This is a genomic window from Herbaspirillum sp. SJZ107, assembly GCF_006715485.1.
In the GTDB taxonomy this organism is placed as follows: Bacteria; Pseudomonadota; Gammaproteobacteria; order Burkholderiales; family Burkholderiaceae_D; genus Telluria.
Map to the genome: position 1 here is coordinate 71,314 of NZ_VFNH01000001.1, position 23,984 is coordinate 95,297.

At 66.3% G+C, this 23,984-nt stretch carries 25 protein-coding genes; 9 read left to right on the forward strand and 16 right to left on the reverse strand.

Features of this window, described 5'->3' with window-relative positions:
* Nucleotides 1-15: 15 nt before the first annotated feature.
* From FBX97_RS00245 to FBX97_RS00310, 14 genes are read right to left on the reverse strand one after another with little or no spacing between them, the layout of a single operon-like run.
* Nucleotides 16-984, reverse strand: a complete 969-nt coding sequence (locus FBX97_RS00245; protein WP_141828265.1) for a flagellar motor protein MotB — start codon at nucleotides 982-984, stop codon at nucleotides 16-18.
* Nucleotides 985-995: 11 nt separating this feature from the next.
* The gene (gene motA, locus FBX97_RS00250; RefSeq protein ID WP_141828266.1) at nucleotides 996-1,889 is read right to left on the reverse strand and encodes a flagellar motor stator protein MotA; all 894 of its coding nucleotides are present in this window, start codon (nucleotides 1,887-1,889) and stop codon (nucleotides 996-998) included.
* 31 nt (nucleotides 1,890-1,920) lie between these two features.
* Nucleotides 1,921-2,652 carry a FliA/WhiG family RNA polymerase sigma factor gene (locus tag FBX97_RS00255; protein WP_141828267.1) on the reverse strand — a complete coding sequence of 244 codons (732 nt, stop codon included), beginning with the start codon at nucleotides 2,650-2,652 and terminating at the stop codon, nucleotides 1,921-1,923.
* A gap of 22 nt (nucleotides 2,653-2,674) precedes the next feature.
* Entirely contained in the window at nucleotides 2,675-3,145 is a 471-nt protein-coding gene (fliL, locus tag FBX97_RS00260) for a flagellar basal body-associated protein FliL (RefSeq protein ID WP_141828268.1), read from the reverse strand.
* A gap of 45 nt (nucleotides 3,146-3,190) precedes the next feature.
* A complete protein-coding gene (locus FBX97_RS00265) occupies nucleotides 3,191-4,459 on the reverse strand; it encodes a flagellar hook-length control protein FliK (RefSeq protein ID WP_141828269.1) in 1,269 nt (422 codons plus the stop codon).
* A gap of 2 nt (nucleotides 4,460-4,461) precedes the next feature.
* Nucleotides 4,462-4,785 (reverse strand): hypothetical protein, encoded by a 324-nt coding sequence (locus tag FBX97_RS00270; protein WP_255517231.1) that lies wholly within the window; start codon nucleotides 4,783-4,785, stop codon nucleotides 4,462-4,464.
* Complete coding sequence (gene fliS, locus FBX97_RS00275; protein WP_141828270.1) at nucleotides 4,778-5,167, reverse strand: flagellar export chaperone FliS; 390 nt, start codon at nucleotides 5,165-5,167, stop codon at nucleotides 4,778-4,780. The genes FBX97_RS00270 and fliS overlap by 8 nt, the downstream gene beginning before the upstream one ends.
* Before the next feature lie 10 nt (nucleotides 5,168-5,177).
* Nucleotides 5,178-6,593, reverse strand: coding sequence for a flagellar filament capping protein FliD (gene fliD / locus FBX97_RS00280; RefSeq protein ID WP_141828271.1), 1,416 nt, complete (start codon nucleotides 6,591-6,593; stop codon nucleotides 5,178-5,180).
* 14 nt (nucleotides 6,594-6,607) lie between these two features.
* The gene (locus tag FBX97_RS00285) at nucleotides 6,608-7,045 is read right to left on the reverse strand and encodes a flagellar FliJ family protein (protein ID WP_141828272.1); all 438 of its coding nucleotides are present in this window, start codon (nucleotides 7,043-7,045) and stop codon (nucleotides 6,608-6,610) included.
* Nucleotides 7,042-8,358 carry a flagellar protein export ATPase FliI gene (gene fliI, locus FBX97_RS00290; protein WP_141828273.1) on the reverse strand — a complete coding sequence of 439 codons (1,317 nt, stop codon included), beginning with the start codon at nucleotides 8,356-8,358 and terminating at the stop codon, nucleotides 7,042-7,044. Before fliI ends, FBX97_RS00285 begins: the two co-directional genes overlap by 4 nt.
* Nucleotides 8,355-9,035, reverse strand: a complete 681-nt coding sequence (gene fliH, locus FBX97_RS00295; protein ID WP_141828274.1) for a flagellar assembly protein FliH — start codon at nucleotides 9,033-9,035, stop codon at nucleotides 8,355-8,357. The genes fliI and fliH overlap by 4 nt, the downstream gene beginning before the upstream one ends.
* Complete coding sequence (locus FBX97_RS00300; protein WP_141828275.1) at nucleotides 9,032-10,054, reverse strand: flagellar motor switch protein FliG; 1,023 nt, start codon at nucleotides 10,052-10,054, stop codon at nucleotides 9,032-9,034. The genes fliH and FBX97_RS00300 overlap by 4 nt, the downstream gene beginning before the upstream one ends.
* Nucleotides 10,035-11,750, reverse strand: coding sequence for a flagellar basal-body MS-ring/collar protein FliF (fliF, locus tag FBX97_RS00305; protein ID WP_141828276.1), 1,716 nt, complete (start codon nucleotides 11,748-11,750; stop codon nucleotides 10,035-10,037). Before fliF ends, FBX97_RS00300 begins: the two co-directional genes overlap by 20 nt.
* 41 nt (nucleotides 11,751-11,791) lie before the next feature.
* Nucleotides 11,792-12,136, reverse strand: a complete 345-nt coding sequence (locus tag FBX97_RS00310) for a flagellar hook-basal body complex protein FliE (protein WP_141828277.1) — start codon at nucleotides 12,134-12,136, stop codon at nucleotides 11,792-11,794.
* 350 nt (nucleotides 12,137-12,486) lie between these two features.
* On the opposite strand from FBX97_RS00310, the gene FBX97_RS00315 reads away from it, so the two are divergent.
* From FBX97_RS00315 to FBX97_RS00345, 7 genes are read left to right on the forward strand one after another with little or no spacing between them, the layout of a single operon-like run.
* Nucleotides 12,487-13,350, forward strand: a complete 864-nt coding sequence (locus FBX97_RS00315; RefSeq protein WP_141828278.1) for a FliM/FliN family flagellar motor switch protein — start codon at nucleotides 12,487-12,489, stop codon at nucleotides 13,348-13,350.
* 6 nt (nucleotides 13,351-13,356) lie between these two features.
* Entirely contained in the window at nucleotides 13,357-13,701 is a 345-nt protein-coding gene (locus FBX97_RS00320; protein WP_141828279.1) for a FliM/FliN family flagellar motor switch protein, read from the forward strand.
* Nucleotides 13,698-14,474 (forward strand): flagellar type III secretion system pore protein FliP, encoded by a 777-nt coding sequence (fliP, locus tag FBX97_RS00325; protein ID WP_141828280.1) that lies wholly within the window; start codon nucleotides 13,698-13,700, stop codon nucleotides 14,472-14,474. The genes FBX97_RS00320 and fliP overlap by 4 nt, the downstream gene beginning before the upstream one ends.
* Nucleotides 14,475-14,477: 3 nt before the next feature.
* Entirely contained in the window at nucleotides 14,478-14,747 is a 270-nt protein-coding gene (gene fliQ / locus FBX97_RS00330) for a flagellar biosynthesis protein FliQ (RefSeq protein WP_141828281.1), read from the forward strand.
* 12 nt (nucleotides 14,748-14,759) lie between these two features.
* Nucleotides 14,760-15,548: a flagellar biosynthetic protein FliR gene (gene fliR, locus FBX97_RS00335; RefSeq protein WP_141828282.1), complete on the forward strand. Its 789-nt coding sequence runs from the start codon at nucleotides 14,760-14,762 to the stop codon at nucleotides 15,546-15,548.
* Nucleotides 15,545-16,684, forward strand: coding sequence for a flagellar biosynthesis protein FlhB (locus FBX97_RS00340; RefSeq protein ID WP_141828283.1), 1,140 nt, complete (start codon nucleotides 15,545-15,547; stop codon nucleotides 16,682-16,684). The genes fliR and FBX97_RS00340 overlap by 4 nt, the downstream gene beginning before the upstream one ends.
* Nucleotides 16,681-18,774 carry a flagellar biosynthesis protein FlhA gene (locus tag FBX97_RS00345; protein ID WP_141828284.1) on the forward strand — a complete coding sequence of 698 codons (2,094 nt, stop codon included), beginning with the start codon at nucleotides 16,681-16,683 and terminating at the stop codon, nucleotides 18,772-18,774. Before FBX97_RS00340 ends, FBX97_RS00345 begins: the two co-directional genes overlap by 4 nt.
* Before the next feature lie 20 nt (nucleotides 18,775-18,794).
* On the opposite strand, the gene FBX97_RS00350 is transcribed toward FBX97_RS00345, so the two are convergent.
* Together FBX97_RS00350 and FBX97_RS00355 are read right to left on the reverse strand one after the other, a co-directional pair.
* Entirely contained in the window at nucleotides 18,795-19,637 is an 843-nt protein-coding gene (locus FBX97_RS00350) for a hypothetical protein (protein WP_141828285.1), read from the reverse strand.
* 98 nt (nucleotides 19,638-19,735) lie between these two features.
* Nucleotides 19,736-20,623 (reverse strand): flagellin, encoded by an 888-nt coding sequence (locus tag FBX97_RS00355; protein ID WP_141828286.1) that lies wholly within the window; start codon nucleotides 20,621-20,623, stop codon nucleotides 19,736-19,738.
* A gap of 327 nt (nucleotides 20,624-20,950) precedes the next feature.
* Between FBX97_RS00355 and FBX97_RS00360 the strand changes: the two genes are divergently transcribed.
* Nucleotides 20,951-23,176: a tetratricopeptide repeat protein gene (locus FBX97_RS00360; protein WP_141828287.1), complete on the forward strand. Its 2,226-nt coding sequence runs from the start codon at nucleotides 20,951-20,953 to the stop codon at nucleotides 23,174-23,176.
* A gap of 25 nt (nucleotides 23,177-23,201) precedes the next feature.
* Nucleotides 23,202-23,972: a class I SAM-dependent methyltransferase gene (locus FBX97_RS00365; protein ID WP_141828288.1), complete on the forward strand. Its 771-nt coding sequence runs from the start codon at nucleotides 23,202-23,204 to the stop codon at nucleotides 23,970-23,972.
* Nucleotides 23,973-23,984 lie beyond the last annotated feature (12 nt).

Genomic DNA, 23,984 nt, shown 5'->3' on the forward strand with positions numbered 1-23,984 from the left:
ATTTCGATTGGATCGTCATGGTTTCTTCGCCATTTGGCTGCGCAGGTCCTGGAGCGCTTCTTCGCCCGGTTTGCTGACCGTGACGTCCTGCGTCAGCGATTCGGTCGGGCCCGGCGTGCCGAACATCGCCTTCACGCTGGCGGCCTGGGCACTGGTCAGGATCAGGAGTTCGATGCGGCGGTTCGCCGCCGCCGCCGGCTTGCTGACCTCGAGTGGCGCGCGGTCGGCCATGCCGACCACTTGCAGCACGCTTTCGGTGCGCATTCCGCCACTCAGCAGTTCACCGCGCGCAGCCAGTGCGCGGTTGACCGACAGGCTGGTATTCGAATAGCCCATCGGACCTTTATAAGTGTACTGCAAGGAATCAGTGTGGCCCACAATCAACATCTGATTTTCCATTTTTTCGAACAATGGCGCCATCGCACGCAACAGTTTTCCGAATTTCGTGGTCGGCAAAGGGCTGCCGCGCTCGAACATGCCCTGGCGGTCGGTGTCGTGCAACATCACGCGCAAGCCGTTCGGCGTGACCACCGTGGCAAGATTCGATGACAGGCCGGCATCGACGCTCATTTGCTGCAGCGCCCGGGCCAGGGCCGCCAGTTCGGACGCCGATTCGTACTTGGTACGGGCCGAGTCCTTGCCGCCGCTGCCGCTGCCGGTACTTTCGCTGCCGTTATTGGTCTTCGGCATCTCGAAGCGTTCGATCATGCTGCCGCTCGGGTTGCTGGCCAGCTCGGGCTTGCTGCCGCTGCCTTCGATCATGCCGCTGGCCATGTTGTCGCGCACGATCTTCTTGGCCTTCGCCGCATCTTGCGAGGCGATCAGCCACAGCACCAGGAACAGCGCCATCAAGGCCATGCAGAAGTCGGCGAACGCCACTTTCCAGGCGCCGCCGTGCTCGTCGTCGTGGTGCTTGCCGCCGCCGCGCTTGACGATGGTTTCGCCGTGGTGGTCGCCGCCGCCGCCTTTTTTATTTGCTTGCACTGGGGGCTCCGTTACGCTTTACGCTTGGCGCCGCCGGCGTCTTCGCCTTCGGCCATGGCGTTCAGCCAGGCTTCCAGCTGGGCGAAGCTGGGCTTGGTGTTCAGCTGGATCAGGCGGCGCCCGGCGTCGATCGCCAGCAGCGGCGGCTTGCCGGCCACGTGGGTCACCAGCACGACCTTCACCGTTTCCATGGTCGAGGCTTCGGAATTGACCAGCTGCTTCATCATGCCGGAAATCGGATCGAGCACGCCGTAGCAGAAGAAAATGCCGATGAAGGTACCGACCATGGCCGCACCGATGTGTTCCGCGATTTCGGCGGTCTCGGCGCCTTCGCCGACCGAGTTCATGGTGATCACGATGCCCAGCACCGCGGCCAGGATGCCGAAGCCCGGCATGCCTTCAGCCACTTTATGCAGCGACTTGGCCGGCTGGGTCAGCTCTTCGTGGATGGCTTCCAGTTCCTGCTCGAGCACGCCTTCCAGTTCGTGGGCGTTGATCTTGCCCATCGCCATCAGGCGGAAGTTGTCGACGATGAAGGCGAGCAGTTTCGGCTCTTCCAGGATCAGCGGGTAGCGCTGGAACATCGGGCTTTCCTTGGGTGCCTCGACGTGGGCGTCGAGCGCCTTCAGGCCGCCGGCGGCGGTCTGCAGCAGTTCGTACATCAGCAGCAGCAGCTGGCGCTGGAATTCCGAATCGTGCTTGTGCTTGCCCGCGACCTTTTTCATCTGGCCGAGCATCTCGACCAGCACGTGCTTCGGGTTGGCCAGCACCAGCGCGCCGAGGGCGGCGCCGCAGATGACGATCAGTTCGTTGGGCTGCCAGATGGCGATGGCGGTGCCGCCCATCAGCATGTAGCCGCCGAACACCGTGCCCAGCACGATGAGAATGCCTAAGATTTGCATGATCTTGTTACCTTTATTGTTGGTCGTGCAGCATTCAGGCCTGGGCCAGTGCGGCTTTCATCTTGGCCAGCGCGCTCTTGTTGAGCTGGCAGACGCGGGCGTCGGACAGGTCGAGCACGGCGGCGATTTCCTTGTAGCTGAGCTCGAACTCATAAATCATCTGGATCACGCGCTGCTCGCGCTCGTTGAGGGCGGCCAGTGCGTGTTCCAGGTTGCGCCGCACCGCGTACTGCTCTTCCGGCCCCGGCGCGTGGCTGGCGCGCTCGGTGCTTTCCTGCAGCACGTCGTCGAAGCTGAGCAGTTCCTCGGCGACGTCGTCGAGCAGGAACTGGCGCCACTCGTCCTGGCTGATGCCGAGCGCCTCGGCCGCTTCCTTGTCGTTCGGCTCGCGGCCGAGCTTGCGGGTGAGGGCGCGTACGGCGTCGCGCATCTTGTGGCTGTCCTGGCGCACGGCGCGCGGACGCCAGTCCTGGCGGCGCAGCTCGTCGAGGATGGCGCCGCGCACCCGCAGCGAGGCGTAGCTGGCGAAGCCGGTGTCGGGCGTGCCATAGCGGCGCAGCGCCTCGAGCAGGCCCATCAGCCCGATCTGTTCCATGTCTTCGCGTCCCATCGCACCGGAAACCTGCGAGTTCAGCTGGCGTGCGATGCGTTTCACCAGGGGCGCATAGGCGACCAGGTGGCGTTGCTCGTCCTTGGCGCTCATCGCCGCATGGTGGGCGGCGCCGGCGTATTCGGTGCTGGCGTAGCTGTCGGCGTAGTCGGTCATGTAACCCACGATATCCCCGGTGTCATTCGATGATGAGCTTGCCGATCATGACTTCGGCGAACGGTTTTTCGGCGTGCTCGTGCTCGTAGTTGGCATCGAACGCGTGGTTCAGCTTCTCGGCATACTTGTCGACGGTCATGCTCGATGCCTCGGCCATGGTGTAGCTCGACAGCGTGCGCACCGCCAGGCTGCGGATCAGCGGCAGGTTTTCCTTGGTTTCCTTTTCCTTGGCGTGCTCGGTGGCCAGCACCAGGTCGGTCGACAGGTAGTGCGCCTCGGTTTCGTCGGGGCCACGGCGCAGCATGACGATCACCTTGTCGAGGGTGACGTACTTCATCGGCTTGGCCTCTTTCTTTTCCGCTTCCGCTTTCTTTTCCTTGCCCTCGGCCGCGGCCGCAGCCGGCTTGGGCATGAACCACCAGACGGCGCCACCGGCGCCGGCGGCGCTGATGATCACGGCGCCGACGATGGCCAAAATCGTTTTCTTGTTCATTTTGCTTGTGCTTGTACTTGTGTCGTATCTGCTGAGGGTGGGCTATCAGGCCTCGCGTCCGCCGAGCGAAAACGCGGACCCGGCATGGTTGGCTTCGGCCAGTGCGCGGCCGGGTTCGTCCTGCTCGCGGCCCGGCTGGCGGCCGCGGCCCTGCTGTTGCTGCTGCGGATCGCCGAACGGGGACGCGCCGCTGTTCTTCGGTGTCGGGGTCACGGACACCGCGACGTCGGTGTACTGGCGCTGGGCCAGGTCGTTGCGCAGGTTGTCGCTGACGGTCTGGAGCTGGCGCAGCACTTCGCCGTTGCTGGCGGAGATGTTGACTTCCAGCGTGCCGTTGCTGTGGCGGATCGCGATGTCGATGCGGCCCAGCTGGGGCGGCTCGAGGCGGATCACGGCCTGCTCGACGTTCTTTCCGACCTGGACGTGCAGGCGGTCGCCGAGGGCTTCCTGCAGGCTCTGGCGCCAGGCGGTCGGCGGACCGGCCAGCTTGACCGTGTCGGCGCCCGGCTGGGCGCTGGCCGGTGCGGCGACTGCGACCTGCGGCGTGGCGGTGGCGGTGCCGGCCGTCACGGTGCGCTCGGCGGCGCCGTCCTGGCGGGCGTCGGCATCGGCACCGGCATTCGCGCCGGCCTGGCTGCCCGCCTGGCCGGCGGCGGCCTGGACGGCGAAGTGCACGGCGCCGTCGTCCTGGCGCGCGGCCTGGGCCGCCTGCGCCGGCAGCTGGGCCAGTGCGATGTCGGCGCGGCGGCCGCCATCCTGGCCGGCCGCGTTCAGGCCCTGCACGGCGGCAGTAGCGGCGCCGGCGGCCTGGCCGGCAGGCTTGCGGTCGCCGCCGGCGCTGCCTGAGGCCGTGTCGCCGCCCTGGGCGACCTGCACCGCCTGTGCGATCTGCATCGGCGTCAGCGGCATCAGCGGCATGGCCATGGCGGCCAGCAGCGTGTTGTCCTGGGCGCCGGCGCCGTCGTCGCCTTCGGCGGCCGGACGGGCGTCGGCGGCGGGTGCGCTAGCATCCGCGCTGGCGCTTGCCGGGCCGGACTGGACATCCGCCGGCGCCGCGGCCTGCAGGGCTTGCGACAGCGCGGCGAACGCATTCCCCGCCAGGACCGGCAGGGAAGGCTGGGCGGCGGCGCCGTCGGCCTGGTCGAGCCATTGGGCAAACGGCGCGGCGGCCGGGGCCGGCGCGGCTGCGGTGGCGGCCGGCTGCTGGCCGGTGCCGGCGGCAACGGTCTGCGCTGCCTGCACGGCGGCGCCGCCGTTCGCTGCGGCCGGTGCCTGTGCCGTCGAGGCGGCGGTGTTGACTAAGGTGGACATCATGCTCATCCCTGGCTCATGCCTGATTCGGTGTCGCTGTGCATCGCATATGCAGCCCAGCCGTCTTTGTTGTTACGAAGTTGCTCCAGGCGGGCTTCCAGCGCGCCGGAGGCCACGGCCGTGGCCTCGAGGGCCGCGTCGTGGGCCGTGCGCAGGCGCTGCAGGGCCTGGCGTTCGGCCGCGCTCCACGGACCGCGTGCGGCCAGCGCCTGCAATTGCGGCGCCAGCGCGTGCACGTGCTCCCCGAGCCGCGCCCAGTCGGCGGCGGCGGCGGCGGCACGCAGCGCGTCGCCCATGCGCAGCAGCTGGGCCTGGCGCAGCTCAGCCATTGCGTGCCTGGACGCCGTGCCAGCCCTGGCGGATCGTGGTCATGATCTTCACGACTTCGTCGATCATGGCGGGGTCCTGCTTGACGCCGGCGCCGTGCAGGTGGCGCGCGCAGAAGTCATACAGGTTGGCCAGGTTGGCCACGACCTGGCCGCCGCTCTCGAAATCGAGGGAGCTGGACAGGCCGTTGATGATGTCGACGCACTTGTTGATGCTGGCCGCGCGCGGCTCGTAGCGCTTGGCGACGATGTGGGCGCGCGCGCGCGCCAGTTCGTCGAGCAGGCCGTCGGTCAGCAGCAGGACGAGTTCGATGGGCGAGGCGCGCGAGGTCTGCGCATCCAGGCTGGTGGAGTGATAGCTGGCGTAGGCTTCTTGATAGGACATGGTTGCTCTCTCAGGACTTGTCGCTGCTGAACAGTGCGTCGAACATGGAAAGGTTGGAGTTCATCGTCGACTGCAGCGCTTGCAGGTCGGTGTATTGCTTCAGGTAGCGCGAGTAGGCCGAGTTGTACATCGTGTCGAGGTCGGCCTGGCGCTTGGTCAGGGTCGCCGACAGGGCGTTGTTGGCGTCGGTGCGCGTCTTGATCTGGCCGGTGGCGCTGTTGCTCCACTGGTTCAGGTAAGTGTTCAGGGAACCGGCGACGCCGCTCGGATTGCTGATGCTGGCCGAGCCGAGCAGCTTGTCGAGGCTGGTCGGGTCGACCGCCAGCTGCTTGGTCAGGCGCGCCGAATCCAGGCTCAGCGAGCCGTCGCGGTTGGCGGTGATGCCGTAGCTGGCCAGCGAGGTGGCGCCGAGCGGACGCATCAGCGATACCAGGCGGCTCTGCAGGGCCGAGACGCCGGCGTCGTGCGCGAAGGCGCCGGCGCTGACGTTGTTGGCCGGATCGCCGGCGTCGACCAGGCTGTCGATCGCGCTCTTGAGCTTGTTGTAGGCGTCGACGAAGGACTGCACGTTCTTGGTGGTGCCGTTGCTGTCGCCCGAGACCGTCAGCGTGACCGGCGTGCTGCCGGTGCTCTGGGCCTTGCTGACCGTGAACGACACGCCGTCGATGTTGGTGAAGGTGTTCGAGGACTGCTGGATCGCGGTGCCGTTCTCGCCGCCCAGCATGACGATCGCATCCTGGGCCGCGGTCACCATGGTGCGGTTGCCGATGGCCAGGCCGGTCTGCAGGCTGGTGCCGGTCGCGCCAGAGGGGTCGAGCGAGATGGTGTTGGCGACGCCGGTGTTCTTCGAGGTCAGCACCAGGCGGGTCTCGGTGCCGATGGTGACCACGCCTGCCGACACCTGGCCGGCGTTGCCGGAGGAACGGTTGATCGCGGATGCCAGTTCGCGCACGCTCAGCACGCCGTCCTTGTCGGTGTCGGCATTCGCGGCCGACAGGTCGACGTCGAAGGTGAGCGGGGTGGCGGTGGTCGAGCTCTCGTTCGACAGCTTGACCTTCAGCGTGCCGCCGGGCGTGGCGCCGTCGGCCAGGCCGTTGTACGAGACCTGGCCGGCGGTCGCGACCTGCTTCACGAACAGGCTGTAGGTGCCGGAAGCGGCGCTCGACTTGGCGCTGGCGCTGCCGAAGCTGGTGTCGGACAGGGTGGCGCTCTGCGCCAGCACCGACTTGCCCAGGCCGGTAAGCGTGTTCAGGCTGCCCTGGAAGGCGGAGATGGCCGAGCTCAGGGTCGACAGCGCCTTGGCGGTGGCGGTCGTGGTCGTGGTGTCGGTCTGGATCTTGGCCTGGGTGGCGGCGGTGTACTTTTCCGCCAGCGCCTGCGCGGTGGTGGTCGGGTCGTACGCCGGTGCGGTAATCGTTGATGCCATGTCTGTTCCTTTGGTTATTCGGCCCGTCCGGCCAGCCACGATTGCGTGGCGATTTCGTCTTCGCGCTTGCGCTGCGCGCGGTCCTGTTCGCGGGCGAACGCGGCTTCCTGCTGGGCCAGCACCTTGCCGAGCAGTTCACGCCGGGTCCAGGCTTGCGTCAGCCGGCCCTGCGAGACCGCCATGTTGGCCTCGTGCAGGTGCAGGTCGGTGCGGTGGGTGTCCGCCAGCGCGAACACGGCCTGCTTGTAGTTGCCGCAGTTGGCCGCCAGCACCGGCGACAGCGCGCCCGACGGGCCACTGCCGACAGCCAGGTCCGTCAGGCGGTCGACGCTGTTCTGGAAGCGCACGCGCGTCGCTTCCTGCTTGGCGAGATCGGCCTGCAGGCGCTCGACTTCGGTGCTGCGCAGGCGTACCAGCGTGCCCAGGCTTTCGATCGTATTCAGTTTGCTCATGCCATCATCGCTTTCAGCTGGTCGACCGACGGTGCCAGCGGCGCGTCTTCGCGCGTGCCCTGGCACAGGAAGGCTTCGATGTGCGGATGCAGCTTCACGGCGCGGTCGGTCTCCGGATCGGCGCCCGGCTGGTAGGCGCCGAGCGGGATCAGGTCGCGCACGCGCGCATGCTTCGCCATCGCCGCCTTCAGCTTGCGCGCGGCCTGCGCGTGTTCGGGGCCGACCACCTGCGCCATGCAGCGGCTGATCGACTGGGCGACGTCGATCGCCGGGTAGTGGCCGCGCTCGGCCAGTTCGCGCGTCAGCACGATGTGGCCGTCGAGGATGGCGCGCGCGCTGTCCACCACCGGATCCTGCTGGTCGTCGCCTTCGGCCAGCACCGTATAGATGGCGCTCATGCTGCCGTTGGCGTTCTCGCCGTTGCCGGCCGATTCGCACAGCTGCGGCAGGTTCGAGAACACCGACGGCGGATAGCCGCGCGTGGCCGGCGGTTCTCCCAGCGACAGCGCCACTTCGCGCAGCGCCATCGCATAGCGGGTCAGCGAATCGCACAGCAGCAGCACGTTCTGGCCGCGGTCGCGGAAGTGGGCCGCGATCGAGTGGCACATTTCCGTCGCCATCACGCGCATCATCGGCGATTCGTCGGCCGGCGCCACCACCAGCACCGCGCGCTTCAGGCCTTCCGGACCGAGCGACTTCTCGACGAATTCGCGCACCTCGCGGTTACGCTCGCCGATCAGGCCGACCACGATCACGTCGGCCACGGTCTGGCGCGTGATCAGGCCGAGCAACACCGACTTGCCGACGCCGGAACCGGCCATCAGGCCGACGCGCTGGCCCTTGCCGATCGTGAGCATCGAATTGATCGCACGCACGCCGACGTCCAGCGGCTCTTCCACCGGCGCCTTGCGCAGGGGATTGACCTTGGGCGGCGTGGTCGACAGGGTCTGGTCGCCGCCGAGGCGGCCCAGGCCGTCGATCGGCTCGCCCAGACCGTTCACCATGCGGCCCATCCACGACGGACCGATCTGGATGCTGGACGGGCCGGTGGCCGGCAGCACGCGCGCGCCGGTGACCAGGCCGTCCGCCTTCTTGAACGGCATCAGGTAGGTCACCTTGTCGCGGAAGCCCACCACCTGGGCGTCGAGCCAGCCGCCGTCGACGGTCTCGACGCGGCAGCGCTGGCCGGTGTGCAGCTTGCAGCCGACGCTTTCCAGCAGCAGGCCCTGCACCGCGACCAGGCGGCCGGTCGGCACCGCCACCGGCACCGCGCCGATGTCGAGGGAACGCAGGGTTTCGGCGAGCGCGCTCATTCTTCACCTTTCGTATCGGCGGCGGTCAAGCCCTCGCGCACCTGCTCCATGCAGGCGGCCAGGCGGTTCTGGCAGCCGGCATCGACTTCGTGGTCGCCGGCGCGCACGCGGCACTCGCCCGGCACCAGGCTCGGATCAGCCATCAGGTTCCATTTCTTGGCGCGCTTCGGATCGAGTTCCTGGATGCGCTTGAGTTCTTCCGGATTGAGCAGCACCTCGACCTCGTCGCGGGTCGGCGGCATGCCGGCCAGCGCCTCGTCGACCAGCGCCAGCATCTGCACCGGCTGCAGCGCCAGTTCGGCGCGGATCACCTGGCGCGCGATCTTGCCGACCAGGTCCACCACTTCGTTGCGCTGGGCATTGCGGTATTCGGTCTTCAGCTTCTTCAGGCCGCGCAGCATGGCGTCGACCGGCTTGAGCGCGGCTTCGATTTCCGCCAGCGCCTGCTGGCGGCCTTCCTCGTAGCCGCGCGCCAGGCCTTCGGCGTGGCCCGACTCCAGGCCCTCGGTGCGGCCCTGTTCGAGGCCGACATCGTAGCCGTCGCGCTGGCCCTGGCGGAAGCCGTCGGCGACCGCGCCCTGCCAGTCCTCGCCCGCATTGGACGAGGATGCCGTGGCGCCGCTCGCAGCGATGTACTGCGACAGCGGCGGGAAGTGATAAGGCCGGAACTGCTTCATTCCGCGGTCGCCTCGGCAAACAGCTGCACTTCGATCTCACCGTTGTCGACCAGCTCCTTGACCGACGCCATGATCTCGCGGCGGGTCTGCTCGATGCGCGACATCGGCACCGGGCCGGAACGGCGCATCAGGTCCTCGAAGCTCTGGGCCTGGCGCTTCGGCATCGCGCCCAGCAGGGCGTCGCGCAGGGCCGGCTCGGCACCCTTGAGTGCGATCGCCCACTGCTCCAGCGGGATCTCGTCGAGCAGGCGCGAGATGGTCTGCTCGGTCTGTTTCGACAGGATGAAGAAGTCGTACATCGACATCTCGATCTTCGAGACCACCTCCGGATCGTGGGCGCGCAGCAGCTCGACCATCGTGCCGCGGTTGGTCGGCAGGCGGTTCAGGATCTCGGCGGCCTGGCGCACGCCTTCGACCGTCGAGCTCTGGGTGTCGAGCGCGGACAGGCAACGCTGCACCAGCTCTTCCAGCTCGGCCAGCAGGTCGCGGTCGATCTCTTCCAGGCGTGCCAGGTTCAGCAGCACCAGCTCGCGGCCTTCTTCCGGCAGTGCGTCGATGATCTGGCCGGCCAGCGCAGCCGGCAGGAAGGCCAGGAACACGGCCTGCATCTGCACGTGCTCGTTGGCGATGTATTCGGCCAGCCACTTGGGCGAGGCGTACTGCAGGCGCGCCATCATCGGGCGGATGGCGTCGCCATAGATCGTGTTCAGGACCGAGTTGGCGATCTCGCTGCCCAGCGCCAGGTCGAGCGAGCGCTTCAGGTAGCTGCGCGACGCGCCGTGCAGGCCGCTTTGCTGGCGGTAGTCGTCGAAGAACTTCTGCGCCGCGTTCTTGACGGCGTCGACCTTGATGCCGCTCATCCGCGACATCACCTGGGTCAGCTCGATCAGTTCTTCGCGCTCGAGGCAGCGCAGGACGGCCGCGGCCGGCTCTTCGCCGATCGACAGCAGTACGATGGCGGCCTGTTCGACCGGAGTGAGAGCGACTTCCTGCATATCGTTACTGTTCAGTTCCGGCATTTTTCTTCTGCACCCATTGTTTGACCACTTCCGCGACCCGCTCCGGTTCCTTGCCTGCAAGGACCTTCAAGTGGTCGACCATCACATCCACGGCCGAACCGGCCGGGGGCAAATCATAGTTCTCGAGCAGCGGCTGGACCGGCAGCGTGCCGCCCAGCTCCGGGGTGGCGGCTGCGGCGCCGGCTCCCGCCGGGGCGGCCAGCGCACCGGCCGCCGCACCGCCGGCCAGGGCCGGGGTGCCCGCCGCACCCGCCAGTTGCGGGGCAGCGGCGCCTTGCGGCAGCACACGCTGGGTCAGCGCACGCATCAGCGGACGCAGGACCAGGAACCAGCCCAGGATGGCGCCGATCGCGTACATCGCCCAGCCGGTCATGTCGACCACGTTGTCGCGCTGCTGGTACCACGGCTCGATCGGGGCCGGTGCCGGGAAGCTCAGGGCGGATACCGCCAGCACGTCGCCGCGCTGGGTGTCGATGCCCAGGCCGCCGCGCAGGATCTTCTCGATGTTGGCGATCTCGGCCGGGGTCCAGCCGGTCTTCGGCGTGGCTGCCTTGGCGTTGTTCAGCACCACCGCCACCGACAGCTTCTTCAGGCGGCCGCGGGCACGCTTGATCTGGGTGATGGCGCGGTCGTAGGCGTACTGGCGGGTGGTCGCGTTCTTGCGGTTGCTGCCGTCATCCTGCTTGGGCGCAGCGTTAGGATCGGTGCCTGCTGCCGTTGCGCCGCCTTCCGGCGCCGCAGCGGCCGGCGGACGGTTCGACAGGGTGCCGGGCACGCCCAGCGCCATGCGGTTCCTGTCCATCTCTTCGCGCATCGCCTCGCTGGTCACCTTCGGGGCTTCGCCGTACTTCTCCTGGGTTTCCTCGACCTTGTCGTTGTCGACGTCGGCGGTCACGCTGACCTTGAAGTTGTCGGCGCCCAGCACCGGGCCGAGCAGCTCGTTGACGTTGGTGCGTACCTCGTCCTGGAAGCGCTTGGCGGCGCTGTCCGCCTGGGCGGCGCCGTCGAAGCCCTCGCTCAGGTCGACGCGCGAGGACAGGTAGTTGCCGTTCTGGTCGACCAGCGACACGCGCGCCGGCGACAGGCTGGCCACGCTGCCCGACACCAGGTTCACGATCGCCGCGATCTGTTCGTTGGACAGGGTGCGGCCCGGCTTCACCGCCACCACCACCGAAGCCGACGACTTGTCGCCGTCACTGGCGACGAAGGAGGTCGACTTGGCGATCGCCAGGTGCACGCGTGCCGAGGCGATCGCATCCATGGTGAGGATCGATTGCGACAGCTCACCCTCCAGGCCGCGCCGGAAGCGCACGTCCTGCACGAACTGCGACACGCCCAGCGGGTCGTTCTTGTCCATCAGCTCGAGGCCGGCCGGCAGTTGCGCGGTCACGCCTTTGGCGGCCAGCAGCATGCGCACCTTGCCGAGCTGGGAGGAGGGCACCAGCACCTGGCCGGACTGCGGATGCACGCGGTAGGGCACGTGCTCGGCTTCGAGCACGCCCATCATGTCGGCGGCGGCGACCTTCTCGGTGGCGCCGAACACCGGCTTGTAGCTCGACTGGTCGTTCCACATGTACAGCATCACCGCGGCGGTCACGCCGAGGGCGAGGACCAGCATCGGGGTCAGGTTCCTGGAGAACGCGGGCGGGAGCGCGAGGCGCTTGCCGGCGATGGCAGACTTTAATGCAGCGATCACGTTTCGATTCCTGGGTGATTAAGCTTGATCAATGAACTTGATTAAACTGGCAGCTTGAGCAGCTCGTCGACGGCGCCCATGACTTTATTGCGGACTTGCATCAGCATCGAGAAGGACAGGTTCGCCTGCTGCGACGACAGCATGGCACCGACCAGGTCGTCGCTCTTGCCGCTGTCGACCGCGGCCATCTTGTCGCCGGCGACGCGCTGTTCCTGATCGACGCCGGCGATCGCATCCTTCATGCTCTGCGTGAAGGAGGTGCCGCCATTCGCATTGGCCTGGCCAAGCTGGGCAGCGTCGATCGACGGCGCCACCGCCAGGCGGCTGGCGTCGTTGGTCAGTGCGGCCAGGTCGGCCTGGATCAGACCGGCAAGTTCAATTCCCATCGTGTTCCCACTCCATGATCAAGTGCTGTGTGTTTGTAGGTGCGCGGTAGAAATTTGACAGTGTTGCTTAGCGTCACTACCGGTCAAAGTTAATTGCTTTGAAGAAATTGTTAAATCTGCAGGGGCGTGGCAGAAACTGGGTATCCTCTGGTGTGGAAGAAATATCCACATGTATTTAGGTGACACACAGGCAATTTCGAGAAATCTGCATCGGATGTGAGCATCTTACCGTACGGCAATGGCGAAATCAAAGCGGATTCGCAAACGACGCGACACAATTTAACAGGTATAATTGTTGCCCAGGGGAATGAAAAGATAGCATTCCCGATTAGTAGATTGTTAATTTTAAAATGCCAATCGTTAACACAGCCAACGCCGAACAGCATGCCGTGCTCGACCCCCGTCTCCTGGGGCGTCCGGTGCATCTGCTGCCCCAGTTTGCAGTCCGTCTGCAGGATGACCTCGAGGCCCTGATGCAGGGCAGCGCGCGCCGCTACTGGGCCGGCTGGCGCCTGGAAATCGTCGAATTCGGGCGTGCGCCGCAGCTCGAGAACCTGCGTTGGATGGCCGCAACTGGCCTCCTGGGGACGGTTTCGGTGGCATTTGACCGTGGTTTATTGCTGACACTGTTGGAGCGGCGCTACGGTGGACGTGGTGCCGGCGCAACTCAGCAGGGACAGAAAGAGCGTCAGGGCGAGCGCGTGACCGCCACCGAAGACCGTCTCAGCGTCGTACTGACGCAACAGATGATCGACGTGTTGTATGGACGCGTCGCTGTCAGTACGGCAATGGAAGTCGCGCCGCAGCCGGTGCCGGCCAATGCTGTTGCTACTGCGACCATGCCGGGGGCGACCAATTGGGCCGTGCGGGTCGGGGTGCGCGACGCCGCCGACGTCGCCGGTGAGTTCTGGATTGCGCCCGATCAAGCCTTGATGGCAACTATTCTGGGCAGCCTGCGCCCGGAGCAGCCGCGCCCGCGCGCTGCGCGTGGTCCCAGCGAGCCGCTGGCGACTAAACTGCAGGTCAAGCTCGACGGCCGCCTGGTGAGCAAGGAAATCACCCTGGGTGCGCTGTTCGACTTGAAGGTGGGTGACGTCATCCCGGTCAGCATGGGCCGGGCCGACGTGTTGCTCGACGAAGCGCGGCTGTTTACCGCCGCGGTCGCCGAGAGCAAGGGAAAGCTGTGTTTAACCTCTTTTGAAGATGCCGAGTAACCCAATATGAACCTGAACGATCAATTCGCCGGCGGCGACATCATCATCGACGACCTGGCCGACGACGCCGCTCCGGTGGCCGCCGCTCCTTCGGCACGCCTGCCGCAGATGATGCGCCGCATCCCGGTGACCCTGACGCTGGAAGTGGGCTCGGCCCGCATCTCGCTGCAGGAACTGATGGCCATCGGTCCGGCCAGCGTGATCCCGCTCGACGCCCTGGCCGGCGAGCCGCTGGTGATCAAAGTGAACGGCGCCGCCATCGGCCGCGCCGAAGTGGTGGTCGCAGGCGAGCAGTACGGCCTGAAGGTCATCGACCTCGACGGCCTCAACCTGGACCTGATCGCACCATGACGTTCAAGCAGGGCGGCGCCGGTTTGCGCCGCTGGACGCCGGCCATCGCCGGCGTTTTCCTATTTGCCGCCGCTACCAGTGTCTGGGCCGCCCCGGCCGGACAGGACGTCCTGCCCGGCATCATCCCCGGTTCCACCAGCGGCCTGACGGTCAAGTCGCAGATCCTGGTCCTGATGACCATCCTCGGGCTGCTGCCCGTGATGGTCATGATGATGACCAGCTTCACCCGCTTCGTGATCGTGCTGTCGCTGCTGCGCCAGGCCCTCGGCCTGCAGCAGGGCCTGCCCAACCGGATCATCACCGGGGTGGCGCTGATCCTGACCCTGCTGGTGATGCGTCCGGTCGGGATGCAGGTCTGGAACGAAGCCTTCCTGCCCTACGACCAGGACAAGATCTCGCTGGAGACGGCCCTCAAGACGGCCGAGGTGCCGCTGTCGCGCTTCATGCTGGCCCAGACCAGCAAGACCGCGCTCAACCAGATCGCGCACCTGGCCGGCGAACCGGCGGACATGCAGCCGATGCAGCGCGCCTTCACGGTCAAGATGGCGGCCTTCGTGCTGTCCGAACTGAAGAGCGCGTTCCAGATCGGCTGCATGCTGTTCATTCCGTTCCTGATCATCGACCTGGTGGTGTCGTCGGTGCTGATGGCGATGGGCATGATGATGCTGTCACCGCTGGTGATCTCGCTGCCGTTCAAGCTGCTGCTGTTCGTGCTGGTCGACGGCTGGACCCTGACCGTCAACACGCTGGTCGGCAGCATTCACGGGTGGTAAGCCATGACACCTGATATCGCAGTCGACATCGTGGTCGAGGCCCTGCAGCTGGTGATGCTGCTGGTGATGGTGCTGGTGGTGCCCGGCCTGATCGCCGGCGTCATCGTCGCGCTGTTCCAGGCCGCGACCCAGATCAACGAACAAACCCTGAGCTTCCTGCCGCGCCTGCTGGTGACGCTGGTGGCGCTGGTCCTGGCCGGCCACTGGATGACGGGCAAGCTGATGGATTATTGCGTGTCCGTGTTCCAGCGCGCGGCCCAGCTGGTGGGCTGAGTGGGTACCTAGATGCTGGAAGTCGCAAACCTGCTGTTGCCGACCCTGATGGCGCTGTGGTGGCCGTTCTGCCGCATCATGGCGATGCTGTCGACCGCCCCTGTCATCGGCGAAGGCATGGTGCCGATCCCGGTGCGCGTGCTGCTGTCGGTGGTGCTGGCGTTCCTGATGCTGCCGATTACCAAGGTGGCGGCGATGCCGGATCCGTTCTCGCTGGCCGGCGTGGTCACGATGATCGAGCAGGCCGTGATCGGTGGCGTGATCGGGCTGGCGCTGCAGCTGACGATGGCGGTGGTGAGCATGCTGGGCTTCCTGGCATCGAGCCAGATCGGCTTTTCGATGGCGCAGATGAACGACCCGGTCAACGGCCAGCAGTCGGACGTGGTGTCCGCGCTGCTCGGACTGGTGTCGATGCTGGTGTTCTTCGCGATCGACGGCCACCTGGTGCTGGCCGGCGTGATGGGCCAGAGCTTCCGCGCCTGGCCGGTGGGTGGTGGCTTCGGCCCCATGCTGCTGGAGACGGTGGCGCTGAACGTCGGCTGGGTGTTCTCGGCCGCGGTCCTGCTGGCGCTGCCGATCGTGTTTTCGACGCTGGTGGTGCAGATCGGTTTCGGTTTCCTGAACCGGGTGGCGCCGTCGCTGAACCTGTTCTCGCTCGGCTTTTCGCTGGTGACGCTGTTCGGCCTGATGATGCTGGTGCAGGTGGTGCGCTTCGTGCCCGAACACTACGTGCAGATGACCAACCAGGTGCTGGAGATGCTCCAGCAGCAAATGACGATGGCCCATGGCGGACGCATATGAGTGAAAGCAGCGGCGGCGACAAGACAGAAAAGGCCTCAGCCCAAAAGCTGAAAAAGGCGCGCGAGCAGGGGCAGGTGGTCCGTTCCAAGGACCTGGCCACGGCGGTCGGCATCCTGGCCAGCCTGAAGCTGTTCGTGTTCCTGCTGCCGGATTACCTGGAATCGTTCCGCGCGCTGTTCCGGCTGGTCTACGTGCCGCTGGGCGCCGCGGGCTCGATCGAGAACGCGCTGTCGGTGGTATGGGGCAGCGCTGCGGCGCTGCTGGTCAAGATGGTGCTGCCGCTGCTGGGCGTGCCGCTGGCGATCGTGGTGTCGAGCATGGTGCCGGGCGGCTTCGTGGTCTCGGGCAGCAACCTGATGCCGCGCTTCGACCGCTTCTCGCCGGTGAAGAACCTGGGCCAGCTGGCATCCGGCAAGCACTGGACCACCTTCGCCGGCTCGGTGGCGAAGGCGGCCCTGCTGGCGACGGTGCTGGTGCACGTGGTGCGCTCGGCCGGCAGCGCCTGGGTCGAGCTGCAGCGCATGCCGCTGACCGACGCGCTGCTGCACGGCGCCGGCATGATGTTCGACGGCCTGATGTCGCTGGTCGCGGTGTTCCTGATCTTCGCCGTGCTCGACGTGCCGCTGCAGGCCTTCCTGTTCGCGCGCGGCCAGCGCATGAGCAAGCAGGAAGTGAAGGAAGAGTACAAGAGTTCCGAGGGCAAGCCCGAGGTCAAAGGGCGCATTCGTCAGCTGCAGCAACAGCTGGCGCGGCGCAGCGTGAACAAGACCGTGCCGACGGCCGACGTGGTGATCGTCAACCCCGAGCACTACGCGGTGGCGCTGAAGTACGATACCGACCGCGCCGAAGCGCCGTTCGTGGTGGCCAAGGGCGTCGACGAGATGGCCCTGTACATCCGTGCGGTGGCGGCCAAGCACAAGATCGAAACGGTCTCGCTGCCGCCGCTGGCGCGCGCCATCTACAACACCAGCCAGGTGCAGCAGCAGATTCCCGCCCAGTTGTACCAGGCGGTGTCGCAGGTGCTGAACTATGTGCTGCAATTGAATGCTTTCCGTGCAGGCCGGCGCCAGGCGCCCCCACGGTTCCCCAATGAAGTGGCCGTGCCGGCCCATTTGAGTGAGGTATCCGCTAAATGAACATGATTAACAGCCTGCTCGCTGAGCTGCGCCGCGTGAAGTACGGCACCCCGGCGTTCCTGGTGGCCATCCTGGCGATGATCATGCTGCCGCTGCCGCCGGTGCTGCTGGACGTGCTGTTCACCTTTAACATCGTGATGGCGCTGGTCGTCATCCTGGTATCGGTATCGTCGAAACGGCCGCTGGACTTCTCGGTGTTCCCGACCGTGATCCTCGGCACCACGCTGCTGCGCCTGGCGCTGAACGTGGCCTCGACCCGCGTCGTGCTGCTGCGCGGCCACGAGGGCACGCACGCGGCCGGCCAGGTGATCGAAGCCTTCGGCAACGTCGTCATCGGCGGCAATTTCGTGGTCGGCATGGTGGTCTTCGTGATCCTCATGATCATCAACTTCGTGGTGGTCACCAAGGGTGCGGAGCGGATCTCGGAAGTGTCGGCGCGTTTCACGCTGGACGCGCTGCCGGGCAAGCAGATGGCGATCGACGCCGACCTGAACGCGGGCCTGATCAACCAGGAAAAGGCGATCCAGCGGCGCAAGGACGTGGCCAACGAAGCCGACTTCTACGGCGCCATGGACGGTGCCTCGAAGTTCGTGCGCGGCGACGCCATCGCCTCGATCCTGATCCTCCTGATCAACATCATCGGCGGCGTCGCGATCGGCGCGCTGATGCACGACCTGTCGTTCGGCGAAGCCTTCAAGACCTATGCGCTGCTGACCATCGGCGACGGCCTGGTTGCCCAGATTCCGGCGCTGCTGCTGTCGGCCGCGGCCGCTATCCTGGTCACCCGCATCAGCGACTCCGGCGACTTCGAGCAGCAGGTCGGCGGCCAGCTGCTGGCGCAGCCGAACGTGCTGTTCTCGGCCGCCGGCGTGATGATCATCCTGGCCCTGGTGCCGGGCATGCCGTGGTTCTTCTTCATGGTGTTCGCGGCCGCCCTCGGCTACGTCGGCTGGAAGCTGACGCGCGAGATCAAGGCGCCGGACACCGCCGGCGTGGCCGCGATCGAGGCGGCGCTGCGCGACGACCGCGCGCCGGAACTCGACTGGCAGCAGCTGCCGGTGGTGCAGCCGATCGCGGTGGCCGTCGGCTACAAGCTGGTGCACCTGCTCGACAAGGCGCAGGGCGAAACCCTGACCAAGCGCATCATGGGCGTGCGCCAGAGCCTGTCCGAACAAATGGGCCTGCTGTTGCCGCCGATCGGCGTGCGCGACGACCTGACGCTGCGTCCGAACCAGTACTCGATCGCGATCAACGGCACCGTGGTGGCGGAAGGCGAAGTGCAGCCCGACTGCCTGATGGCGATCGCCTCGCCCAACGTCTACGGCGAGCTGGATGGCATCCCGGGCATCGAGCCGGCCTTCGGCATGGCCGTGACCTGGATCGAGGCGGACCAGAAGGCGCATGCGCTGGGGCAGGGCTACCAGGTGGTCGAAGTGGCGAGCGCGATCGCCACCCACACCTCGAAGGTCGCGCGCGACTACATGGCGGAGCTGTTCCGCCACGAAGACGTGCCGGCGATGCTGGAACGCCTGACGGCGCTGTCGCCCAAGCTGGCGGGCGCGCTCGACAAGGCGCTGACCCACACCCAGCTGCTGCGCGTGTTCCGCGTGCTGCTGGCCGAGAACGTGTCGCTGAAGGACATCGTGGTGATCGCCACCACGCTGCTGGACAGCTCGGAAACCACCAAGGATCCGATCCTGCTGGCGGCCGAGGTGCGCTGCGCGCTGCGCCGCCAGATCGTGTCCACGCTGTACGGCAAGAAGAAGGACATGCCGGCGTTTAACCTTTCGGGAGAGTTGGAAAACATGCTGCTCGGGTCGCTGAACCAGGCGCGCCAGGCCAATGGCGGCAAGGTCGCGCTGGACAACTACCCGATCGATCCGCAACTGCTGTCGCAGCTGCAGCTGAACATGCCGGTGGCGCGCGAGCAGATGAAGCAGCAGCACACGCCGCCGCTGCTGCTGGTGCTGCCGCAGATCCGTCCGCTGCTGGCACGCTATGCGCGCCTGTTCGCGCCGGGCCTGCACGTGCTGTCGTATAACGAGATTCCGGAAAACCGCGAAGTCTCGATCGTCGGCACCGTCGGTTGACCGATGCGCCGCTGCCGGCTTCAGGCCGGCAGCAGCAGCGCTAGTTCGGCCACCGCCCTGAACACGGGCAGACTCAGGGCCGATGCCGCCTCCGCCGACGGCAGGCGCGCATGCACCGGCCCGTCTTGCAGAATCTCGACGTACTTCCATCCGAGCACGCGCAAGCCGGTGCGCCGCACCGCCGCTTCCAGCTCCGGCTGCAGCGTGCGCATGCGTTCCAGCGTGCGGCTGTCCTGCGCCCACACCTCGATGCGGACTCCGTCCGCGACCGGCTCGGCCTGCACCGTGACGATGCTGCCGTCGGCCAGCACCAGTTCCAGGCGCAGGGCGGCACGGGCACGGCGGCGCCGGCGCTCCGGCTGCTGTTCGGGCTCACCCTGCACCACGCGCAAATGCTGGCCGCGGGCGCCGTTGGCGTGGATCGTGAAGCGCCACGCATCCTGCGGTGTGGTGAGGAGTTCGGCCTGGCGCAGTACCCGCGCATCGGCGATCGGCTGGCCGCTGAGCAGGATCGCCGCCGGCACCTGGCCGGCGCGCGCCTGCTGCTCGCGGGTGGCGAACTGGGTGCCGTAGTTGCGCACCATGCCGCGCCAGGAACTGGCGAGCGTGCCGCCGTCCGGCGTCGGCCAGTTCAGCTGGCGCGACATGATTACCTGGTCGGGCCGCATCGCCGCACCGTCCGGCACATCCGCGGCGGGGGCAGGCAGTGCCGGCGCCAGTTGCGACTGCGGCAGCGGCAGCGCATCGAGCTCGGCCTGCAGCAGCGCCACCGGCGCCACGGCTGTGACGGCGCCGACCGGCATCGGCGGCAGCGAAGGCACCGCGAGCGGCGGGGGCAGGGCAGGGAAGGAGAAGCTGGCCATGATGAGCACAGTGTAAAAGTAAAAAGGCCAACCGTGCGGCTGGCCTTCGTGAAAATCCCGCCTGTGTCAGCGCGGGAGAGTGCCCGTAGGCCGAACGATTACTGCAGGAGCGACATGACCATCGAGGACATGCTGTTGGTCTGCTTCAGCATCGCGGTGCCGGCTTGCATCAGCATCTGGTTCGAGGTCATGCTCGAGGACTCGGTTGCGAAGTCGACGTCCATGATGCGGCCAGCAGCGGCCTGGGTGTTCGAGCTGATGTTCGACAGGTTGTTGTAGACGTGGTCCAGACGGTTGGCCACGGCGCCCAGCTTCGAACGCAGCGAGCTGACGCTGTCGATCGCGGTCGACAGTTTGCCGATGGTGGCGTTGGCGTTGGTCGCGTTGATTTCGGTACCGGCGGTGGCGGCTGCGGTGCCGGCGGTGCCGTCGTACTGTGCAGCGGCTGCCTTGATGTCGGTGTGGACGTCGGTCAGTTCGGTGCTGAACTTGGCGACCATCTTCTCCGACGAGTCGGCGCCGATCTGGAAGGTCATGCCGGCAGTCGCGCCCAGCTTGCTGCCGGTGCCTGCCTGCAGCAGTGCGCTGCCGCCGAACTTGGTGTTCGACATGATGTTGCCCAGTTCGTTGCTCAGCTGGTCGAATTCACCCTGCATTGCGGTCTGGTCATCGGTCGACGACGAGGCGTCGGCGGACTGGGTGGCCAGGTCTTTCATGCGGACCAGGATGTTGTTGACTTCGGACAGCGCGCCTTCGGCGGTCTGCATCATCGAGATCGAGTTCTGGGTGTTGCGCATTGCCACGGCCATGCCGCTGGTCTGCGACTTCAGGCGGGTTGCGATCTGCAGGCCGGCGGCGTCGTCCATTGCCGAGTTGATGCGGTAGCCGGTCGACAGGCGGGTCATCGAGGTCGACAGCGACTTCTGGGTGGTGCTGATCGAATTTTGTGCGGAGAGCGAGGCGTTGTTGGTGTGAAGGCTCAGCATGGTGAAGCTCCTAGAAATAGTTTGGTGTTGGTCACTGGAGCAGCGATTCGTCGCGCTCTCACAAGTACAAGACGACCGGATTCAAGAGGTCATTAAGTGCCACATGGAAATTTTTTTGAAAAACTTTTCGCGTGCACTTTTAACAATGACGATCTGACATGAGGTGGCTTCGTCCTGTCATGTGTCAAACGGTAACCACGACAAACTTACAATTATGGTGGATATCTTTTGCCCTAGGGTAAGGGCACATCTATAATCCTTGTATTGCCGAACGGCATCCTCAGCGCCGTATTCCTCCTCCGCTCCTTACTGATCACATTCCCCATCATGGCTAAAAACCGCTCCAATCCGGTTCCCCAGCACGGCCAGGCCGGTGCTACCGCAGCCCGCGCAAACCGCTTCTATATAGAAGGCCTGCAGTTCCATCACCAGGGCGAACTGGAAAAGGCCGCGGCCGCCTATGAACAGGTACTGCGCCTGGTGCCGAAGCACGCAGAGGCCTTGCATCACATCGGCATCATCGCGTTCCAGGAAGGGAATTACGAACTGGCGACCGGCTTCCTGCGGGCGGCGCTGGCGCAGAACCCGGCCATGGCGGGTGTCCATTGCGACCTGGGCAACGCACTGAAGGAACTCAAGCAGTTCAAGGAAGCGCTGCAGAGCTACGAGCGCGCCATCGCGCTCCAGCCGAACGACGCCGACGCCCATTACAACCGCGGCGTGACACTGCACGCGATGGGCCGCTTCGAGGACGCGGCTGCCAGCTACGAACAGGCGCTGGCGCTGAACCCCGGCGATCCGCAGGCCTGCAACAACCTGGGCGTGGTGCTGAAGGAGCTGAAGCGCTACCAGGAGGCGCTGGCCAGCTATGACCAGGCGCTGGCGCTGTTCCCCGATTACCAGGAAGCGTATAACAACCGCGGCAACACGCTGCGCGAAATGGGGCAGTTCCAGGCCGCGATCGAATGCTTCGACCGTGCGCTCGGGCTGAACCCGCGTTTCGCCGACGCCCACGTGAATCGCGGCGTCGCGCTGCAGGGCCTGACGCGTTCCCAGGATGCGCTCGATTGCTACGACCGCGCGCTGCGCCTGAATCCGGACCTGGCCGAGGCCTACCACAACCGCGCCATCGCGCTGCACGAACTGGAACGCTGGGAGCCCTCGCTCGAGGATTCGCAGCGCGCGATCCGCCTGCGCCCCAACTATGCGGAAGCCTACGCCTGGCTGGCCGAGACCCTGCAGGAAATGCACCAGTACGAAGCCGCGGCCAAGAGCTACGACGTGGCGCTGCGCCTGGGGCATGCCACCGCCGAGCTGCACGAACGGCGTGGTGCCGCGCTGAAGGAACTCAAGCGCTTCGACGATGCGCTCGACGGTCTCGACCAGGCGCTGGCGCTGAAGGACTACGTCAACGGCCACCTCAACCGCGGCAACATCCTGCTCGAGCTGAACCGCCTGGAAGAAGCGCTGGCGGCCTACGAGCGCGCCATCGCACTGCAGCCGGAACTGGCCAACCCGTACAGCAACCGCGCGCTGGTGCTGGGCGAACTCGAGCGCGACGAGGAAGCGCTGGCCAGTTTCGAAACGGCGATCGAACGCGATCCATCGCTCGGCCTGGCTTACTGGAACCGCGCCCTGTTCCGCCTGCGCCGCGGCGACCTGCTCGAAGGCTGGCGCGACTATGAATGGCGCTGGCAGGTCCCAACCCTGGGCGTGTTCAAGGAAAAGCGCAGCTTCGCCGAGCCGCTGTGGCTGGGCGACGCGCCGCTGGCCGGCAAGACCATCCTGCTGTACGCCGAGCAGGGCCTGGGCGACAGCCTGCAGATGATCCGCTACGTCGAGCGCGTCGCCGCGCTCGGCGCGCGCATCGTGCTGGAAATCCAGGCGCCGCTGCAGGCGCTGGTGGCCGGCCTGCCGGGCGTGGCCGCGATCGTCACGCGCGGCAGCGAACTGCCGGCCTTCGACTACCAGTGCCCCCTGATGAGCCTGCCGCTCGCCTTCAAGACCGAGCTCGCCACGATTCCGGCGGCGCAGCGCTACCTGGCCGCCGATGCCGCGCGCGTGGCGGCCTGGGAAGCCACGCTGGGCCCGAAGACCGGCCTGCGCGTCGGCCTGGTCTGGAGCGGAAGCACGGTCCACAAGGGCGACCACCAGCGCAGTATCGCGCTGGCCGAGTTCGCGGCCCTGATGCCGGCCGGCTGCGAACTGGTGTCGCTGCAGAAGGAAGTGCGCGAGGCCGACCAGGCCGTGCTCGACAGCCTGCCGCAGGTGCGCCATTTCGGTCCCGAACTGAAGGACATGAGCGACACTGCCGCCCTGTGCGACACGATGGACGTGATCGTCGCGGTCGACACCAGCGTGGCCCACCTGGCCGCGGCGCTGGGCAAGCCGGTGTGGATCCTGCTGCCGACCATCGCCGACTGGCGCTGGCTGCGCGAGGGCAGCACCAGCCCGTGGTACCCGTCGGTGCGCCTGTACCGCCAGCCGGTGATGGGCGACTGGAACCCGGTGCTGGCCGCGGTCAAGTCTGACCTGGCCGTCTTGGCCGCCTGAATTCTTCCGCTTTCCAAGGACAACAATGACCCAACTCGCCGAACTGGAACAAGTTGCCTGCCCGGTGTGCCGCAGCGCCACCGAGCTGTACGACGTCGTCGACTTCAACAAGAATTGCGAGGAACCGCGCGGCGTCTTCCTGCCGCTGTCGGGCCGCCCCATCTATTACCACCGCTGCCCCGGTTGCGCCTTCACCTTCGCGCCGGAATTCCGGAAGTGGTCGAACGAGGAATTCCTGCAGCATATCTATAACGAGCGCTACGTCGAGATCGATCCCGACTACCTGGACACGCGCCCGCTGAACAACGCCGGCTTCCTGCGTGGCCTGTTCGACGCCGACAAGGCGCGTATCCGCCACCTCGACTACGGCGGCGGCAACGGCGTCCTCAGTGCGGCGCTGGGGAAGGAAGGCTGGGATTCGACCTCCTACGACCCGTTCCCGAGCAACGACAAGAAACTCCAGGAACTCGGCAAGTTCAACCTGATCACCGCCTTCGAAGTGTTCGAGCACGTGCCCGACGTCGACAGCCTGGTGAGCAACCTGAACGCGCTGATGGCCGAGGAATGCATCGTCATCTTCTCGACCCTGCTCTCGGACGGCAACATCTCGCCGAACAACCGCCTGACCTGGTGGTATGCCGCGCCGCGCAACGGCCATATCAGCCTGTTCTCGAAACAGAGCCTGACCACGGTGGCCGAAAGCAACGGCCTGGCTTTCGGCAGCTTCAACCAGGGCATCCACTGCTTCATCAACAAGCTGCCGCAGTGGGCGGAAAAGCTGCTCAACCAGGGGTAAACGAGAGAAAAA

Bases quoted from the DNA above. Each gene is read 5' to 3' on its own strand.
- FBX97_RS00255 (WP_141828267.1), bottom strand. From the start codon at position 2,652: ATGACCGACTACGCCGACAGCTACGCCAGCACCGAATACGCCGGCGCC.
- fliL (WP_141828268.1), bottom strand. From the start codon at position 3,145: ATGAACAAGAAAACGATTTTGGCCATCGTCGGCGCCGTGATCATCAGC.
- FBX97_RS00265 (WP_141828269.1), bottom strand. From the start codon at position 4,459: ATGATGTCCACCTTAGTCAACACCGCCGCCTCGACGGCACAGGCACCG.
- FBX97_RS00270 (WP_255517231.1), bottom strand. From the start codon at position 4,785: ATGGCTGAGCTGCGCCAGGCCCAGCTGCTGCGCATGGGCGACGCGCTG.
- fliS (WP_141828270.1), bottom strand. From the start codon at position 5,167: ATGTCCTATCAAGAAGCCTACGCCAGCTATCACTCCACCAGCCTGGAT.
- fliD (WP_141828271.1), bottom strand. From the start codon at position 6,593: ATGGCATCAACGATTACCGCACCGGCGTACGACCCGACCACCACCGCG.
- FBX97_RS00285 (WP_141828272.1), bottom strand. From the start codon at position 7,045: ATGAGCAAACTGAATACGATCGAAAGCCTGGGCACGCTGGTACGCCTG.
- fliI (WP_141828273.1), bottom strand. From the start codon at position 8,358: ATGAGCGCGCTCGCCGAAACCCTGCGTTCCCTCGACATCGGCGCGGTG.
- fliH (WP_141828274.1), bottom strand. From the start codon at position 9,035: ATGAAGCAGTTCCGGCCTTATCACTTCCCGCCGCTGTCGCAGTACATC.
- FBX97_RS00300 (WP_141828275.1), bottom strand. From the start codon at position 10,054: ATGCCGGAACTGAACAGTAACGATATGCAGGAAGTCGCTCTCACTCCG.
- FBX97_RS00310 (WP_141828277.1), bottom strand. From the start codon at position 12,136: ATGGGAATTGAACTTGCCGGTCTGATCCAGGCCGACCTGGCCGCACTG.
- FBX97_RS00315 (WP_141828278.1), top strand. From the start codon at position 12,487: ATGCCAATCGTTAACACAGCCAACGCCGAACAGCATGCCGTGCTCGAC.
- FBX97_RS00320 (WP_141828279.1), top strand. From the start codon at position 13,357: ATGAACCTGAACGATCAATTCGCCGGCGGCGACATCATCATCGACGAC.
- fliP (WP_141828280.1), top strand. From the start codon at position 13,698: ATGACGTTCAAGCAGGGCGGCGCCGGTTTGCGCCGCTGGACGCCGGCC.
- fliQ (WP_141828281.1), top strand. From the start codon at position 14,478: ATGACACCTGATATCGCAGTCGACATCGTGGTCGAGGCCCTGCAGCTG.
- fliR (WP_141828282.1), top strand. From the start codon at position 14,760: ATGCTGGAAGTCGCAAACCTGCTGTTGCCGACCCTGATGGCGCTGTGG.
- FBX97_RS00340 (WP_141828283.1), top strand. From the start codon at position 15,545: ATGAGTGAAAGCAGCGGCGGCGACAAGACAGAAAAGGCCTCAGCCCAA.
- FBX97_RS00345 (WP_141828284.1), top strand. From the start codon at position 16,681: ATGAACATGATTAACAGCCTGCTCGCTGAGCTGCGCCGCGTGAAGTAC.
- FBX97_RS00350 (WP_141828285.1), bottom strand. From the start codon at position 19,637: ATGGCCAGCTTCTCCTTCCCTGCCCTGCCCCCGCCGCTCGCGGTGCCT.
- FBX97_RS00355 (WP_141828286.1), bottom strand. From the start codon at position 20,623: ATGCTGAGCCTTCACACCAACAACGCCTCGCTCTCCGCACAAAATTCG.
- FBX97_RS00360 (WP_141828287.1), top strand. From the start codon at position 20,951: ATGGCTAAAAACCGCTCCAATCCGGTTCCCCAGCACGGCCAGGCCGGT.
- FBX97_RS00365 (WP_141828288.1), top strand. From the start codon at position 23,202: ATGACCCAACTCGCCGAACTGGAACAAGTTGCCTGCCCGGTGTGCCGC.